Origin of the sequence: Malaciobacter halophilus (genome assembly GCF_002837275.1) — a bacterium.
Classification (GTDB): domain Bacteria; phylum Campylobacterota; class Campylobacteria; order Campylobacterales; family Arcobacteraceae; genus Malaciobacter; species Malaciobacter halophilus.
Genome location: NZ_NXIF01000037.1, coordinates 17625 through 34631 on the forward strand (window position 1 = coordinate 17625; position 17007 = coordinate 34631).

14 protein-coding genes and 1 pseudogene are annotated in these 17007 nt (G+C 26.6%); 14 read left to right on the top strand and 1 reads right to left on the bottom strand.

Annotated elements, in window-relative coordinates; translation table 11 throughout:
• Nucleotides 1-2 precede the first annotated feature (2 nt).
• The 7 genes from CP960_RS09805 (at nt 3) to CP960_RS09835 (ending at nt 9684) form a co-directional block, all read left to right on the top strand.
• Nucleotides 3-683, top strand: a complete 681-nt coding sequence (locus CP960_RS09805; RefSeq protein ID WP_101185231.1) for a response regulator transcription factor — start codon at nt 3-5, stop codon at nt 681-683.
• Nucleotides 680-1933, top strand: a complete 1254-nt coding sequence (locus CP960_RS09810) for an ArsS family sensor histidine kinase (RefSeq protein WP_101185232.1) — start codon at nt 680-682, stop codon at nt 1931-1933. Before CP960_RS09805 ends, CP960_RS09810 begins: the two co-directional genes overlap by 4 nt.
• Nucleotides 1934-1962: 29 nt before the next feature.
• Entirely contained in the window at nt 1963-3054 is a 1092-nt protein-coding gene (locus CP960_RS09815) for a BaiN/RdsA family NAD(P)/FAD-dependent oxidoreductase (protein WP_196778334.1), read from the top strand.
• Between the two features lie 112 nt (nt 3055-3166).
• Nucleotides 3167-4567 carry a methyl-accepting chemotaxis protein gene (locus CP960_RS09820; RefSeq protein WP_101185234.1) on the top strand — a complete coding sequence of 467 codons (1401 nt, stop codon included), beginning with the start codon at nt 3167-3169 and terminating at the stop codon, nt 4565-4567.
• Between the two features lie 11 nt (nt 4568-4578).
• Nucleotides 4579-4953 carry a response regulator gene (locus tag CP960_RS09825; protein ID WP_101185235.1) on the top strand — a complete coding sequence of 125 codons (375 nt, stop codon included), beginning with the start codon at nt 4579-4581 and terminating at the stop codon, nt 4951-4953.
• Between the two features lies 1 nt (nt 4954).
• Nucleotides 4955-7129: a PAS domain S-box protein gene (locus tag CP960_RS09830; RefSeq protein ID WP_101185236.1), complete on the top strand. Its 2175-nt coding sequence runs from the start codon at nt 4955-4957 to the stop codon at nt 7127-7129.
• Nucleotides 7130-7131: 2 nt separating this feature from the next.
• The gene (locus tag CP960_RS09835) at nt 7132-9684 is read left to right on the top strand and encodes a PAS domain S-box protein (protein ID WP_101185237.1); all 2553 of its coding nucleotides are present in this window, start codon (nt 7132-7134) and stop codon (nt 9682-9684) included.
• A gap of 12 nt (nt 9685-9696) precedes the next feature.
• Here the strand turns inward: CP960_RS09835 and CP960_RS09840 are convergent, their stop codons facing one another.
• Complete coding sequence (locus CP960_RS09840; RefSeq protein ID WP_101185238.1) at nt 9697-11676, bottom strand: BCCT family transporter; 1980 nt, start codon at nt 11674-11676, stop codon at nt 9697-9699.
• Between the two features lie 181 nt (nt 11677-11857).
• Here CP960_RS09840 and CP960_RS09845 point away from each other — a divergent pair, with 181 nt between their 5' ends.
• The 7 genes and pseudogenes from CP960_RS09845 to CP960_RS13685 all read left to right on the top strand — a co-directional run.
• The gene (locus CP960_RS09845) at nt 11858-12670 is read left to right on the top strand and encodes a TIGR00282 family metallophosphoesterase (protein WP_101185239.1); all 813 of its coding nucleotides are present in this window, start codon (nt 11858-11860) and stop codon (nt 12668-12670) included.
• The gene (locus tag CP960_RS09850; protein WP_101185240.1) at nt 12654-13295 is read left to right on the top strand and encodes a 3-methyladenine DNA glycosylase; all 642 of its coding nucleotides are present in this window, start codon (nt 12654-12656) and stop codon (nt 13293-13295) included. Before CP960_RS09845 ends, CP960_RS09850 begins: the two co-directional genes overlap by 17 nt.
• A 3-nt stretch (nt 13296-13298) precedes the next feature.
• Nucleotides 13299-14090: a P-loop NTPase family protein gene (locus tag CP960_RS09855; RefSeq protein ID WP_101185241.1), complete on the top strand. Its 792-nt coding sequence runs from the start codon at nt 13299-13301 to the stop codon at nt 14088-14090.
• Nucleotides 14087-14356, top strand: a complete 270-nt coding sequence (locus tag CP960_RS09860; protein WP_101185242.1) for a hypothetical protein — start codon at nt 14087-14089, stop codon at nt 14354-14356. Before CP960_RS09855 ends, CP960_RS09860 begins: the two co-directional genes overlap by 4 nt.
• Before the next feature lie 13 nt (nt 14357-14369).
• Nucleotides 14370-15080 carry a bifunctional demethylmenaquinone methyltransferase/2-methoxy-6-polyprenyl-1,4-benzoquinol methylase UbiE gene (ubiE, locus tag CP960_RS09865; protein ID WP_101185243.1) on the top strand — a complete coding sequence of 237 codons (711 nt, stop codon included), beginning with the start codon at nt 14370-14372 and terminating at the stop codon, nt 15078-15080.
• A 34-nt stretch (nt 15081-15114) separates the two neighbouring features.
• On the top strand, nt 15115-16302 hold the full coding sequence (xseA, locus tag CP960_RS09870; protein WP_101185244.1) for an exodeoxyribonuclease VII large subunit: 1188 nt from the start codon (nt 15115-15117) through the stop codon (nt 16300-16302).
• A gap of 53 nt (nt 16303-16355) precedes the next feature.
• Nucleotides 16356-17007 (top strand): annotated as a pseudogene (locus CP960_RS13685) (methyl-accepting chemotaxis protein); the annotation flags it as partial.

Here is a 17007-nt window from a genome sequence, read left to right on the forward strand (position 1 = left end):
TTTTGATTAAAATTGCAATGGTGGAAGACGATATACAATTAGCAGATCTTCTAACACAATATTTAAAGCAGTTTAATATAGAAGTTACAAATTTTGAAGAGCCATTTTTGGCTCTTTCAAGTTTAAGAATACATAAATACGATTTACTGATTTTGGACTTGACACTTCCTGGAATGGATGGTCTTGATGTTTGTAAAGAAGTAGTAGATAAATATAATATTCCAATAATCATTTCAAGTGCAAGAAGTGATATTACAGATAAAGTTACAGCTTTACAATTAGGAGCTGATGACTACTTACCTAAACCATATGACCCAAGAGAATTAGAAGTTAGAATAAAAACAATCCTTAGAAGATATAATCAACACAATGAAGATGTAAAAGAGGATAAGAAAAAACTTTTTAAATTAGATATTGAGAAAAGAGAAATAACTAAAAAGGGTCAATATATTAAATTAACAGCAGCAGAGTATGAAGTCTTGTCTTTACTCTTAAAAAGGGAAGGTTTTGTTGTTACAAGAGAGGAGATTTTTGATAATTCAGATTTATTAAATCATGATTATGAAAACTCTGGTTCTTTAGCTGTTATTATTAATAGAATTAGACAAAAGATTGAAGATAATCCAAAAGAGCCAACACATTTACAAACTATAAGAGGAATGGGGTACAAGTTTTTACAATGAAAAGAGAATCGATATTTTTTACAATTACAGTAAGTTTTATAATTTCAGTTATTTTAGTAATTGCAAGTTTTACTATTTTAATGACTCATAATTATCAAAATAAAGAGTCACAGTTACTTGAAAAATATATACCAATTATAAAAATGGTAGTAAGACAACATCATAGAGGTGGAGTTGACCCTAGTTTTTTAAAGACCTTAGAAGAGATAAACTATACCATGTTTACTAAAAGAAATGAGATTAATAAGATTACTTATAATCCTAAAACAGAAGTTGTTGTAGAAAAGAAGAATCTTAGAAATAGAACAATTTTTAGAGTACTTAGACTACAAGATATAAATTATATTTATATGAAAAAAAGAGGTCAAAGTTTACTTATTCGAGATAATGTACCCCATCCAAATTTAACACAACTTTATATAGTTTTAGTTTTTGGTATTGTTATAATAACTATTGTATTGATGTACTTGATTACTTTAAGAAAATTAATGCCACTTAAAATTTTAAAAGATAAGGTTAAAAATTTAGGTGAAGAGAATTTTGACTTTGAATGTTGTGATACAAGTAGAAAAGATGAGGTTTCTCTTCTTGCTTTAGAGTTTAAAAATAGTGCTACTAAATTAAAAAGTATAAAAGAGGCAAGAAATGTATTTATTAGAAATATAATGCATGAATTAAAAACACCAATTACTAAAGGAAAGTTTTTAATAGAGATTGAAAATAGTGAACAAACAGCAGATAAGCTAAGAGAAGTTTTTAATAGACTTGAAGCTTTAATAAATGAGTTTGCATCAATAGAAGAGCTTATATCTTCAAGTAAAAATATTGAAAAAAATCACTATTATATTGATGATATTGTTGATAATGCAATAGATATTTTGATGATTGAAGATGAAAATGTAGAACAAAAGTATGAGAATAAAAAACTTTTTGTAAACTATAAATTATTTTCAGTAGCAGTTAAAAATTTGATTGATAATGCAATTAAATACTCAGATAATAAAAAAGTAATAATTAAATCTTCTGGTGAAGATATTATTTTTGAAAATAGAGGTAAAAAATTAAAATATGAATTAAAATCATACTATGAACCTTTTTTTGGTTCTGTTGAAAATAATAGTAACTCATTTGGATTAGGTTTATATATTGTATTTAATATATTAAAAGCAAATGGATATAGATTAGAGTATGAGTATAATGATGGTGTTAATATATTTAGATGTAAAAAGGAAGAACCATCTACGAAATAGCTATAATTGGTGCTGGAGCTAGTGGTTTAATGCTAGCATCACACATAAAAAATAAAAAAGTTTGTATTATTGAAGCAAACAATAAAATTGCTCAGAAAATAAAAATAAGTGGTGGCGCTAAATGTAATATTACAAATAATTTAGTTAGTTGTGATAACTATTTAGCTAATAAAGAGTTTGTAAAAGAGATTTTAAAAAACTATACAAATCATCAGTTACTTGATTTTTTAAACTCAAATGGTGTTTTCCCAAAAGTAAATCCAAAACTTGTAAAAGGAACATATTTTTGTAAAAGCTCTCAAGATGTTATTGATATGTTTACGAAACTTACAACACATGTCAAAAAATACTTAAATACAAAAGTGATTGACCTTTTTTATGAAGATGATATTTTTATCATACAAACTTCAAATAGCAAAATTAAAGCAAAAAAAGTAGTAGTTGCAAGTGGAGGTTTATCTTATGCTTCTTTAAATGCAAGCTCTATTGCTTATGATATTGCAAAGAAATTTGGACACAATATAACAAAACTTGACCCTGCTTTAGTTGGATTTACTGTGCAAAAAGAACAGTTTTGGTTTAAAAAATTAAGTGGTTTATCAATTATGGTAAAAGCAAAAGTTGAGAATAAAAGTTTTTATGGTTCTTTACTTTTTGCACATAAAGGTTGTTCTGGGCCTGTTATTTTAAATAGTTCTTTGTATTGGAAAAAGGGTAAGATAGTTTTTGATTTTTTACCAAAACAAAACTATAAAAATCTTTTAAAATCTAATGCCTTAATAAGCTCAAGATTACCCCTGCCAAAAAGATTTGTACAAGAGTTTTTAAACTCAATAAATATAATTGATAAACCTTGTAGCAGTTTAACTAAGCAAGAGTTACAAGCTTTAAGTGTAATTCATAATTATGAATTCTCACCTGCTGGGAACTTTGGATATACAAAAGCAGAAGTTACAAAAGGTGGAGTTTGTACTGATGAAATTGATGTAAATTCAATGGAAAGTTTAAAACAAAAAAATCTTTATTTTTTAGGAGAATGCTTGGATGTAACAGGAGAACTTGGAGGTTATAACTTTCAATTTGCTTTCTCTTCTGCCATGAAGTGCTTAAATAATTTATAACAAAAAATTATAAAAAAATTACTTTTTACATAAATGAGAATTATTTTTATAATTCATTTACCCATTTTTGGATAATATTTTATATTATAAGTAAACAGGAAGGTTATAAATAATGTTTTTTTCTAAAAAAAGGCTTCAAGAAGAGATAGACTCTTTACACTCCCAAGTTAAAAATCTAAAAACAAAGTTAAATGCAAAAGACTCTTTAATAGAAGAGTTAAATAGCAAACTACAAGAAAGTGAAATTCAAAAACAAGATTGTAAAAGGTATGAGTATGAAATAGAGTTATTTCATCAAATAGCAGCAACTTCTCAAGAAGAAGGGCTTGTAGTTTTTGATAAAAATAGAGATTTATATTTTGCAAATGATTTAGCAAAAGTAAATATAAAAGATTTTAGTTTAGTTTTAAATGCTGTTGAAAATGGTAGCGAAACATTAATCATGGATGATTGTGAAGCTAAAATAGTAAGAAAGAATTTTGATGGATTTATTATTGTTTCTTTAAAAAGAACATCAATTCATGATAATAAAGATGGTGGCTTACTTCAAAGACATAATAAAAATATGACTAACTCTTTAAATGATACACAAACAACTTATTTATCACTACTTGAAGAGTTACAATCTATGATGAAAGAGTCAAAAGAGACTGCAAATGGTTCTACTGAAGGACTAAATCTTACACAAGAGATTGTCGAAGATACTGATAATTTAAAACACCAAATTGAAATTGAAAATGAAGTTGTTACTACATTAGTTGATAAAAGTAAAGATATATCTCAAGTTATTACACTTATTCAAGAAATAGCATTTCAAACAAATATTTTAAGTTTAAATGCAGCAGTAGAAGCAGCAACAGCAGGAGAAGCTGGAAAAGGTTTTGCAGTAGTTGCTCAAGAAGTTAGAAATCTAGCAACAAGAAGTGCTGATGCAGCAACACAAATTAAAGATGTTGTTGATTCTATTCAGCTTGAAACGGAAAAAATCAAAGATAGTTCAGAAGTTGTGTCAAGTGTAGTTGTTCAAACAAAAAATAGAGTAGATGTCTTAAAAAAACTTATGACAACTTTCCAAAAAAATTCAAATAGGTCAGTTTATGAAGTAGAGAGTATCTCTAATAAGATATTTATCAATCTTGCAAAACTAGACCATGTTATTTATAAAAATAATTTGTATCAATTAATTTTTGGAAGTGACCACAACTTTAAAGCAGTAGACCATCACAATTGTAGATTAGGTAAATGGTATGATAATGGATTAGGAAGACAAGAGTTTAGTTTTGTTCCATCTTATCGATATTTAGAAAAACATCACCATATTGTACACCATGAAGCAAATCTTTTAGCAAAAGAGTGTTCAGGAAATGCAATTGCTTGTTCAAAGCAGTTAATAGAAGATAAAATTGCTTTAGTTGAAGAAGCTAGTGAACAAGTATTTTATTATTTAGATAATATTTTAGAAGAAAAAAATGAGGCTGTAATGAAAGAGGCAGCAAAAGAGTTATTTAATTAAAGGAATTAATTATGAAAGAAAGTTATAAAATTGCAATAATAGATGATGAAACAGAGATTTTAAATATGTTAAGTAGATTTTTAAATAGAAGTGGAAAATATAGTGTATCTACTTTTTCAAATCCTGTAATAGCTTTAGATTCTATAAAAAATGAATCATATGATTTGATTTTATTGGATATTATGATGCCTCAAATGAATGGACTTGATGCTTTAGAAAAAATAATGAATATAAATGAAGAACAAAAAGTTGTAATGATGACTGCTTATTCAACTCTTGATAAAGTTTTAAAATCACATAAACAAGGTGCTACAAATTATGTGATGAAACCTTTTGATTCTTTACAAGCTTTAGATAATAAAATTATTGAAGTATTAAAGTCATAAAATGATAGATAAAAGCCTGTTTGTAAAGTATATTTTAACTCTTTTTATACTTGTTCTTATAACAGGCTCTTTTATAAATAGTTTGAAAAAAAAGCAGATTGATTCTATTGTAAAAAGTGATATAAACAGGGTAAAACAGTATTATAAAAGTGCATATAATCAAAGTAAAAATATCTCTGATTTAATATTTTTTAATAATCTTTTATATGATAAAAAGCTTATAAAGATTTTTAAAAACTCTTTAGATAATAGCTTTAAAGCAAAACAAGAACTTTTTGCTTATTTAGAAAATAAGTTTTACTATTTTAAATCTTTTGGAGTAAATCAAATAAACTTCTATCTTCCCAATAATAAAACTTTTTTAAGATTAGGAAATAAAATTAAAGATTTAGATGAAAACTATACAAAAAATAGTTTAATTTATGTAAATTCAACACTTAAAGAGATAGATGGAATACAAATAAATGCACAAAATCCTTCTTTGAGGTTTCTAAAGCCTTTACTTGATGAGAATTTAAATCATTTAGCAACCATAGAGCTTGGGATAAGTTTTGATTTTATTAGCACTTCTATTCAAAGAAGTCTTGATTATAAGGTATTTTTTCTATATAAAAAAGAGTTAGTTAAAAAAGATATTTTTAAAAGTGAACAAAAAAAATTTGAAGATTTTATACTTAATGATGAGTATCAAATACAAAATAATATTTTTAAACTTTTTAAATATAGACAAGATTTATTTAATGCCTTATCAAAAAAGAATTTAGAAATTAAAAAACAAATGAGAAAAAATGAAGAGTTTGGGTTTGTTTTTACTTATAAAAATAAAACAGTTCCTTTTGTTTTTATACCTTTAAGAAATAGTTTAACAAAACAAGTAACTAGTTATATTGTTGCTTATAATAGTGTTGAAAAAAGTGTAGAAGAAGCTATTGCTTTATTTGATAAAATTTTTATTTTAATGGCTATTTTTTATTTAATTTTTGCTGTGACTTTATATGCCTATTTATATACTAAGCATAAAAAAAGTATTGTAAATAAAAGATACGATGATTTGATTAATGCAATTGATAAGTATGTAATAATGGCTGAAACAAATAGAAATGGCTTTATTACTTATGTAACAAAAGCATTTTGTGATATTTCTGGATATAAAAAAAGTGAGCTTGTTGGCAAAAATATAAATATATTAAGGCATCCAGATATCTCTAAGAAATTTTTTCAAGATATGTGGGATAATTTAAAAAGAGATGGTAAATGGGAAGGTGAAATAAAAAATATTGATAAAAATGGAAATTCATATTGGGTAAAAGGAACAATATTCCCAAGGTACAATTTAAATAAAAAAATAATTGGATATAGCTCAATTAGAGTAAATATAACAGATGCAAAACAGTTAGAGAAGATAAATACTATTTTAAAAGAGGATTTATCAAATAAATTAACTGAATTAAAGTATAAAGATGAAAACTTTGAAGATAAAACAAAAGTTTTATTAATGGGAAAAGTTTTAGATATAGTTTCTCATCAATGGAAACAGCCTATTTCAAAGATTACAATTCAACTTGCACTTTTAAATGCACGATTAAATGAAAAGAGTATAAATAAGCAAATACTTAAAGCAGTTCATGATAAAATTGAGTATGAATTAAAAAGTTTATCTATAACATTAAATGAGTTTAAAAGTCTATTTAATAAAAATACTAAATCAGATAAATATAATGTTTATGAAGCTATAAAAGAGTCAATATCTTCAGTTAAAAATGAATCATTAAGTAATGTAAAAATATATTCGCAAACTAAAAAAGATATTTTTTGTTTTGGTAACTTCAATGAAATAAAGCAAATAGTTTCAAATATCTTAAAAAGTATCATAGAAAAGAATAGTATTGAACAAAGCTGTACTTACAATATAAAATTATCAATTTTAGAAGAAAATAGTGAAGTTATTATTAAAATCACCCATGATTTAAAAGGTGCAAAAGTTAAAGATATTCAAGAATTAATAAATAGTGATATTATTAAAAGTGATATGGAAAATGAAGATATGAGTCTTTATGTTGCAAAACTTTTAATTGAAAAAAGTGGTGCAAAGATATGGTTTGATGTAAATGAATATGAAACAAACTTTTTTATAAAATTAGTTTCAATAGATAGAAGAAAAAGCAAAAGAGTCTAGTTATGAAAATACCTTTTTATATGAAAATATTTTTAGCTTTTGTACTTTTTTCTTCTATTCTTTTTGCACTATTTATCTTCTTATTTAAAGATTTTTACGAAAAAGAATTGATTTTAAAACAAAGAGATAGTATTGAAAAGATATTATCGTATAAAAGTAATTTAATTGATGAATACACAAATGAAATAAATGAAAAATTAAAGGCTTTACATAAGATTATTAAAAGTAAGAATCTAAAAAACAATAATGAAATCACTAGGCTTTTTTCACTTATAATGGAATCAAATAAAGATATTTTAAGTATGAAATATCTATCTTTAACTGGAAAAGAGATAGCAAGGGTTGATTTTAAAAATGAAAAATTAAAAATTATTGAGTCTAAAAGCCTTCAAGACAGTACAAGTAGAAGTTATTTTAAAGATATTAGGATACTAAAAAACAATCAAATTTGGTACTCAAGCTTTGATATATATAAACAAAAAGGTGAGATAGTTAAACCTTTGAAGTATGTACTAAGAGTCGTATTAAGAGTAGATAATGGTTTTTTAATGGTACTTTTAGATGCAAAATCTTTACTTTTCAAAATACAAAACTCTTATGAAGATTCGCTTTTTGTAATTGATAAAGATGGATATTATTTAATAAAAGAAGAAAAAAAACTTAGTTGGTCAAAATATTTTGATTCAAATATGACTATACAAAAAGATTATGAAACTTATTTTCAAGATATTTTAGAAAAAAACTCAGTTAGTTCTAATAGTTTTGTATCTAAAAGAGTATATTTATCAAGTAAAGAGTATATAATTTTACTTTTTAATATAAATGAACTTGAAAAAAAGAACTCTTTAAACTCTTTTGAGAACTATGTTTATACTATATTTATTGTTGGAATAGGAATTACTCTTTTACTCTCTTTACTTTTTGCAGAGCCCATTGCAAAACTCAATAGAAAAACTGAACAAAAAAATAGAGCTTTAGATATGAGCATAAAAAAGAGTTCACAAGAACTTCAAGAGAGTTTAAACATAATTAATAAACATGTAATTTTTTTAAAACTTGATAAAGATGGAATTATTTTAGATGTAAGTAAAGCATTTTGTGAAGTTTCAGGTTTTATAAAAGAAGAACTCTTAGGGCATCATCACAAAATTTTAATGCATCCAGATATGAGTGATAAGAAGTATGAAGAAGTTTGGAGTTATTTAAAGCAAGGTAAGAGCTATATTGCAGAGTTTAAAAGTATGAAAAAAGATGGTGGCTTTTATTGGGTTGAGTCTTATATTGAACCTGTATATGATTCTAATTCTAATCTTGTAGGTTATACTTCTATTAGAAATAATATAACAGATAAAAAACTTATTGAGTATTTGTATGATGATTTGAACAATCAAGTTTTACAATATAATGCCATTTTTGAAAATGCAAATAGTGGTATAGGTCTTATTGATTTAAAAGGCAATTTTCAAAAAGTTAATTCAATGTTTACAAAACTTTTAGGATATTCAAATGAAGAACTTTTAAAAAGTAGTTGTTTTGATATTATAAAAAAAGAGTCTAAACAGCTCCTTGCTAAAATATTTAAAGAGGCAAATGAAATTGGTTTTATCTCTAATATTGAAAAAATATTTATACATAAAAATGGACACTTTATTCATCTTGAATTATCATTAAATTTACTTCCAAATAAAAAGAGTTTTGTTGTCGTTGTAAGTTCACTTGAAGATAAAAGAAAACTACAAGAGCTAAATCAAAATCTTGAGCAAAAAATCAAGCAAGAGGTTCAAAAAAGTAGGTATAAAGATAAGATACATCAAGAAGAGCAAATTAAAAATATTAAACTTACTTCAATTGGTTCTTTAGCTGCTGGTATTACTCATGAAATTAATACTCCACTTACTTATATTAAAGGTAATTTTGAGATGATGGGGTATGATATACAAGATTTACCCAATAGTGAGATAAAAAATAGAATGTTAGAAGATAGTCAAAAAATAAATGAAGGCTTAAATAGAATTGCAAATATTGTAGAGTCAATGAGAGAGATTTCTCAAAGCTCATCAGAGATAAAAGAAGTAACTAATATCTATTCAACACTAATTACTGCACTTACTATGGCATATAATCGTTCTAAACAAGTATCAAGAATATATTTAAATAATAAAGAGTTTAATATTGATTCTATAAATAAAAAAGAGTTTGAATTCTTTTCAAAAGTTCAAAAACAAAGAGTAGAGCAAGTTTGGATAGTTATTATAAATAATGCCTTAGATGAATTAGCAAAAATTGATGATTATGAAAAAAGAGCATTAAATATAGATATTTATGAAAAAAATAGTCATATTTATGTAGAGTTTAAAGATAATGCAGGTGGTATTGATGAATCAATTATTGATACAATATTTGAGCCTTTTGTTTCTTCAAAAGAGCATAGTGGAATAGGTGTTGGATTAAATATTTCTAAAAGAATTATTGAGCAACAAAATGGACAGATAAAAGCTTACAATAAAGGTTCTAATGCAGTTTTTGAAGTATGTTTAAAAGCTGTACTTAGTTAGTAACTTAAGTTACTAACTAAGTAGATGAATAAAGTGCATATGTTTTTGATAGTGGTCAACTATATCATTTCTAATACCATCTTTTGACCATCCCATAATATCATAATCTTGTCCACCTTCAATTAAGTGAATAACAGCACAATAATATAACTCCTCTTCACTTCTTTCTGACTCATCTTTTTCATCTTGTGCAAAACTAGGTTTTACTCTTGCTACGGTTTTAATTTCATAAATAAAATTTTTATTCTCTCCAAAGTTTCCTTCTTCTCCAAGTGTAACAATTAAAGATACTTTTCCTTTCTCTTCATTCTCAACTACTTCAACATCTAATTCATGTTTTTTAAGCTCTTGTGCCACATCAATAAGTGCTGGCTTAGCAACTTTTTGAATAAATCTTTTAACATTATTTTTAGAAGGGTAGTTTATAATATTACTTAATCTAGCATCCCAGTTGTTACTTGAAGTTGTTGCTGTAAAAGGAGCTGGATTGTATTGTAAACTCTCTTTTTTTGCTATATCAACTCTTAAAGCTTTTATTAAACCATAAGATGCAACTAATAGTACGATAGAAAAAGGTAAAGCACTGGCAATTGTCATTGTTTGAAGTGCAGCTAAACCTCCAGCTAAAATAAGAATTGAAGCAATTATTCCTTCTCCAACAGCCCAATAAACTCTTTGCCAAATTGGAGTATTGTTATTACCATTTGAACATAACATATCAATAACCATTGAACCTGAGTCAGATGAAGTAACAAAGAAAACAATTACCATAATCGTAGCAACAAATGAAGTTATACCACTTAAACTAAAGTGTTCCAAGAAAGCAAATAATGCAATTGTAACATCATTTGATACTGTTTCTCCAAGAGCTATAAATCCTTCGTTAAGAATAAGATTAATAGCTGAGTTACCAAAGAATGTCATCCACATAAGTGTAAAACCTGTTGGAACTAATAAAACCCCAAGAGTAAACTCTCTGATTGTTCTACCTCTACTAATTCTTGCAATAAAAAGACCTACAAATGGTGACCATGAAATCCACCAAGCCCAATAAAGAATTGTCCAACCACCAAGCCAATCAGTTTTTTCATAAGCAAATAGATTAAAAGTACTATTTAATAAATTTGAAGCGTAAGCTCCAATATTTTGTACATATGCTTGAAGTAAGAAAATAGTTGGACCAACAACTAAGATAAAACCAAGAAGTGCAAAAGCTAAAATAATATTTAATTCAGATAATTTCTTAATTCCTTTATCTAAACCTGTTGTAACAGAAATAGTTGCAAGTACAGTAACTCCTATAATTAAAAACACTTGTGAAGTTGTACTTACAGGAACACCCCATAAATAGTTTAGACCTGTATTTACTTGTAAAACTCCATATCCTAAAGAAGTAGCAACACCAAAAAGTGTACCAATAACTGCAAAAATATCAACAGCATGTCCAATTGGACCATATATTTTATCTCCAATAATAGGATATAAAGCAGACCTTAATGTTAAAGGCAAATTATGTCTATAACTAAAAAATGCCAAAATAATTGCAACAATTGCATAAATTGCCCAAGCATGTAAACCCCAGTGAAAAAATGTGATTTTTAAAGCTTCTCTTGCAGCTTCAACTGTACTTCCTTCACCTACTGGTGGCTTTAAAAAGTGCATTACAGGTTCTGCAACACCAAAGAACATTAACCCAATACCCATACCAGCTGAGAAAAGCATAGCAAACCAAGATATATAAGAGTAGTCTGCTGTTGAGTGGTCAGGACCTAGTTTTATATCTCCATATTTAGAAAATGCAAGATAAAAAACAGTAATTAAAATAATAGCAACTGTTAAAACATAAAACCAACTACCATTTTCTACAATTACTGATTGCATGCTTTTAAAAAATCCATCTGCAACTTTTGGAAAAACTGAAGCAAAAAATGCTAAAGCTGCAATAAGTCCAGAAGAAATAAAAAAAACATGTTTATTTAACTTTGACTTCATCAAAATCCTTTAATAAATAATTGCATTAATTTATACTTTGTATAAACTGCCTTTATATAAATTTTACACTTTATTTCTTAATTTAATGTTTAAGTTTTCATAGTGCTGTATATTAGGGCTAATACAATATAAATGTTAATTACAATACAATTTTAAAAAATATAAAAGAGAAGAATTTTTTATGAGAATAGCTTTTATTGGTGATATTGTAGGAAGACCTGGTAGAAAAATAATCAAAGAGCATTTAAAAAAAATAAATGAAGAGTTTAAAGTTGATTATGTAATAGCAAATGCGGAGAATGCTTCTCATGGGTTTGGGCTTACTACAAAAAATTGTGATGAATTATTAAAAAGTGGGATTAATATTATTACAGGAGGTAATCACTCTTTTGATAAGAAAAAAGATATGTTAGCTCTTCTTGAAACAGATTTTGTTTTAAGACCTGATAATTATCCTGAGGGTTTAGTAGGAACTGGAGTAAAAGTTGTTGAGGTTAATAGTGAAAAACTTGCTATTATAAACTTAATGGGACAGTTTGCAATGCCTACTGTTGAGAATCCTTTTAATTGGGCAAAAAGAGTTGTTACTTCTTTAAAAAATCAAAATATTAAAAATATTTTTGTTGATTTTCATGCAGAAGCCACAAGTGAAAAAAGAGTTATTTTTACAATGTTAAAAGGACAAGTAAGTGCTGTTTGTGGAACTCATACTCATGTAAGTACAGATGACTTGCAAATAGAAGAGGGGACAGCTTATATAACTGATATTGGATTAACAGGTTGTAGAGATAATGTAATAGGTATGGATAGTAAAGTACCTATTCAAAAAGCAACAACAGGAATTGGTGGACACTTTCAAGTACCTACGTCTTGCAAATCAATTTTACAAATGCTTGTAATTGATATAGAAGAAGGAAAAGCAATTAATGCTTTTAAAATTAAAAAATTTTGTAATAAAAAAGAGTTAATAATAACTGATGCAATCATTGAGTAATTCTTATGAACTTTTAGAGTTCTTAAAAGCTTTAAATTTAATAGCAAAAGAACCAAAATATTGGTGGCCAAGTAGTGATGAATTTGAAATAGTTGTTGGTTCGATTTTAACACAAAATACAAAATGGACTAATGTAGAAAAATCTTTAAAAAATTTAAAATCTTTAGACTATTTAAGTTTAGAAAATTTAGCAAATAGTGATATTGTTTTATTGACAAATGCAATTGCACCAAGTGGTTTTAAAAATCAAAAATCAAAAAGATTAAAACAATTGTGTTTAAATATAATTGACGAATATGGTACTTTTGAAGAGTTTAAACAAAAAGTCAACTCCTCTTGGCTTCTTTCTCAAAAAGGAATTGGACAAGAAACAAAAGATGCAATTTTATGTTATGCTTGTAAACAAGAGTATATGGTAGTTGATAAATATACAGCAAGACTACTTGGTCGTTTTGGTTATGAATTTGATTCATATGATGATATACAGACATGGTTAGTATATGGAATTAATGAAAATTACGATAAAATAGTCAAGCTTTATGGCTATGAAATCTCTTTAAATGAAATATATTGTAGGTTTCATGGCAAAATTGTCGAATTTATGAAACGCAATCCAAAGGATTAATTGATGATTATAATTCCACAAACAAAAGGTGGAGTAGGAAAATCTACTGTTGCTATGCAAGTTATTGCTCCATACCTTTATAAAAAACATGGTAAAAAAATCAGATATATAGAAATAGATGACGAAAATAATGATAGTAGGTCTTTTACAAGAACAGAGATAGTTGAAAAACAGATGTTAAGAACAAATAAGTTATCAGACTTAGATGAGCTTATTTTAATGGATGACAATCATGAGATTATAGTTGATGTGGGTGGAAACAAAACATCATCTTTAGTATTAGAAGAGATTAAAAAAGTTGGTTCTTTTGGTAATGTTAAGTGGATTATCCCTTTAGGAGATGGAGAGCTTGACGGTAAAAATGCAATTGCAACTATGAAAAAGATTAAAAAAATAGAGAGTAATCCAGAGCAAAATATGATATTTGCTTTAAACAGAGCAATATCTATGGAGCCAGATTATATAGAAGAGCAATTTATTAACTTTTTTGGACATAAATATTTAGAAAGTAACTCAGCGCTATATGATTTTGTTAAAAATCCAAAATATTTCCCTGTAAAAAATGATAAAATTATCACAATGAGTAGATATTTAGGAAGTACAGTTTGGGAAATGGCTTACAACAATACAGATTTTGCTGCAAAAGCAATAAAAGCAAAAGAGTTAGGTGATGTTGAAGGGGCTAGAAAATATCTATTTTTTAGAAGAATTCAAACGGAAGCTAAAGATTATGTGCTTGGTGTATTAAATAGAATCTTTCATGATTTAGATAGATGGATAGAAATTAAAAAATGAGTGAAATGAGCTTTAAACAAGCCAAAGAGATAGTAGAAAGGCTTGAGTTTTCTGAATTAGCACTTAGAAAATCATTTAAAGATATAAATACATCTACAAAGACTTTAAAAGAGTCATCAACTGCTTTAGAAAAGTCTTTAGAAAAACAAAAACAAGTATTAACACAAATACCAAAAATGAATACAAAAATCAATATTTTAAGATCACTAATAATGATAAATATTGGTTTTATTTTGGGAATATTTGTAGGAAAATTTTTATTATAATTTAGGAAAATATATGGGTAAACAAGAAAAAATTGTATCAATGTTCAATGACATTTCAGGTAAATATGATATTGCAAATAGAGTTCTTAGTATGGGAATTGATAAAAGTTGGAGAAATAAAGCTTGTAAATTAGCATTTGATTTTTATGGTAAAAATAGAATTGAAAAAATTGCTGATGTTGCATGCGGAACTGGAGATATGATTGATTTTTGGTTAAAAATTGCCAAACAAAATAGAATTGAAGTTGAGAATATAGTAGGAATTGACCCTAGTGTTGGAATGATGGACGTAGCAAAAAAGAAGCTTCCTGAAGTTGAATTTATAGAAGCAGGAGCTGCTAATATGCCACTTGAAAGTGAATCTACGGATATTATTTCTATCTCTTATGGTATTAGAAATGTAGTACAAAGACAAGAGGCTTTTTATGAATTTGCAAGGGTTTTAAAAACAAATGGACTTGTAGTAATTAGTGAATTTACAAAAAATGAAAAAAATTCACCTATTGATTACTTGACAGATTTTTATATGAATAAAATTTTACCTACTCTTGGTGGAATGATTACTAAAAATAAAGAGGCTTATACATACTTACCAAACTCAATTGATGAGTTTTTAACAACAGATAATCTTTGTAAAGAGTTAAAAGAGGCTGGATTAGAGCCAATTTATACAAAAGCTTTTTCAATGAATATCTCAACACTAATAATAGCTAGAAAAGTTTAAAAAGGGGCGTTAAGCCCTTTTGTAAAGAGGAATAATGAACGCACCACTAACAGTTACATCACTAAATACACAAATAAAATCCCTTTTAGAAACTACTTTTTTAGAAGTTTATGTAGAAGGTGAAATTTCAAATCTAACTTATCATAGTTCAGGTCATATATATTTTTCAATAAAAGATGACAAATCAATAATCTCTTGTGTAATGTTTAGAGGAAATAGTAAATATTTAAAGTTTAAACTTGAAGTTGGACAAAAAATAAATATAAGAGGAAATCTTACTGTTTATACACCAAGGGGAAGTTATCAATTGATTTGTTCTAGAATTGAGCCATCAGGTCAAGGAGCTTTAGCTTTAGCTTATGAACAATTAAAAAAGAAGCTTCAAGAAAAAGGTTACTTTGATTCAAGAATAAAAAAAACTTTACCAAAATATCCTAAAAAGATTGCTCTTGTAACTTCACCCACAGGTGCCGCAATTGAGGATATGAAAAAAGTAGCAACAAATAGATGGCCATTAGTTGAATTTATTTTAGTTCCTACTTTAGTTCAAGGAGAAACAGCAAAAACTGATATAGTTAATTCAATACACTATGCAGATAGTTTAGCTTGTGATATTATGATTGTAGGAAGAGGTGGAGGAAGCATTGAAGATTTATGGGCTTTTAATGAAGAGATAGTTGCAAATGCAATTTTTAAAGCAACTACTCCTATAATCTCAGCTGTTGGGCATGAAGTAGATTTTTTAATATCAGATTTTGTTGCTGATGTAAGGGCGGCAACTCCATCAAATGCAATAGAAATTGCTCTTCCTGATATAAATGAGCATAGAATATATATGGATAACTTACAACAAGAGTTTGAGAATAGATTTAAAAATATTATTTTTACTAAACATCAAAATTTACTACACTTAAAAAGAATGTACGAACAAAACTCTATTGAATCAAAATTTAATTTAATAAGTGCCGAAATCAAGATGTTAAAACAGAGTTTTGATAATAGTTTTGCAAATATTTTAAACTCATTTGAAAATAATTTAAAGATGTTAAAAAACTCTTTTGAACTAAGTAATCCAAAAAATAAAGATAAAAAAGGGTTTGTTCAATTAAGTAAAGATGAAAAAATTGTTGATTTAGAAACTTTAAAGGTTCAAGACATAGTCTCTTTACAAACACCAAAATATATTGCAACAGCCAAAATAGAGGCTATTAAAAAACAATAAAGTTTAAGTTTATAATAGATAGAATATTAAAAACTTTAATTAAAGGTGCATTAATGTTTGGTTCTGTATCAAAAAAAGAGTTAAAAATAATAGATAATTATTTTGAGCAATTTGTTAATTTTGTTAAATATGAGCAGAACGACTTTAAGTATATAGAATCTACTGGAAATAGAGATATTGATGCCATGTTTAATAGATGGAATAAACTTATAAAATCTACAGATAAGCAGATTAAAGATGATATTAAAGTAATTGGAGAGATTGTATTAACTACTGATAAAGTAGAGCAAGGAATCTTTAAATGCAGGATTAAAAGTGAAACTAGTAATCCAATGGTTGCAACTTTGAAAAAAACTGTAAATAAAATGCTTGACTCTTTAGATGAGTGTATGCATAGTATCCAAGAGACTTTAGAATCATATTCAAGTAATGACTACACAAAACAAATAGATATATCACCAACACTAAAAGCAAGAATGTTATCAGTAATGAAAGGAGTAAATGCTTTAGGAGAAGCATTAGCAACAGCAGCAAAAACAAACTTGTCAAATGGACAGATGCTAGAAAGGAACTCAAATACAATGAAAAGTTCAATGAATAACCTAGCAGCAAAAGCAAATGAACAAGCAGCAAGCCTAGAACAAACAGCAGCAGCAGTAGAAGAGATAACATCAATAACAAGAAATAATGCAGATAATGCAAATA

Excerpts from the sequence above, each read along its gene's own strand:
- CP960_RS09810 (WP_101185232.1), top strand. The coding sequence starts at position 680 with ATGAAAAGAGAATCGATATTTTTTACAATTACAGTAAGTTTTATAATT.
- CP960_RS09815 (WP_196778334.1), top strand. The coding sequence starts at position 1,963 with ATGCTAGCATCACACATAAAAAATAAAAAAGTTTGTATTATTGAAGCA.
- CP960_RS09820 (WP_101185234.1), top strand. The coding sequence starts at position 3,167 with ATGTTTTTTTCTAAAAAAAGGCTTCAAGAAGAGATAGACTCTTTACAC.
- CP960_RS09825 (WP_101185235.1), top strand. The coding sequence starts at position 4,579 with ATGAAAGAAAGTTATAAAATTGCAATAATAGATGATGAAACAGAGATT.
- CP960_RS09830 (WP_101185236.1), top strand. The coding sequence starts at position 4,955 with ATGATAGATAAAAGCCTGTTTGTAAAGTATATTTTAACTCTTTTTATA.
- CP960_RS09835 (WP_101185237.1), top strand. The coding sequence starts at position 7,132 with ATGAAAATACCTTTTTATATGAAAATATTTTTAGCTTTTGTACTTTTT.
- CP960_RS09840 (WP_101185238.1), bottom strand. The coding sequence starts at position 11,676 with ATGAAGTCAAAGTTAAATAAACATGTTTTTTTTATTTCTTCTGGACTT.
- CP960_RS09845 (WP_101185239.1), top strand. The coding sequence starts at position 11,858 with ATGAGAATAGCTTTTATTGGTGATATTGTAGGAAGACCTGGTAGAAAA.
- CP960_RS09850 (WP_101185240.1), top strand. The coding sequence starts at position 12,654 with ATGCAATCATTGAGTAATTCTTATGAACTTTTAGAGTTCTTAAAAGCT.
- CP960_RS09855 (WP_101185241.1), top strand. The coding sequence starts at position 13,299 with ATGATTATAATTCCACAAACAAAAGGTGGAGTAGGAAAATCTACTGTT.
- CP960_RS09860 (WP_101185242.1), top strand. The coding sequence starts at position 14,087 with ATGAGTGAAATGAGCTTTAAACAAGCCAAAGAGATAGTAGAAAGGCTT.
- ubiE (WP_101185243.1), top strand. The coding sequence starts at position 14,370 with ATGGGTAAACAAGAAAAAATTGTATCAATGTTCAATGACATTTCAGGT.
- xseA (WP_101185244.1), top strand. The coding sequence starts at position 15,115 with ATGAACGCACCACTAACAGTTACATCACTAAATACACAAATAAAATCC.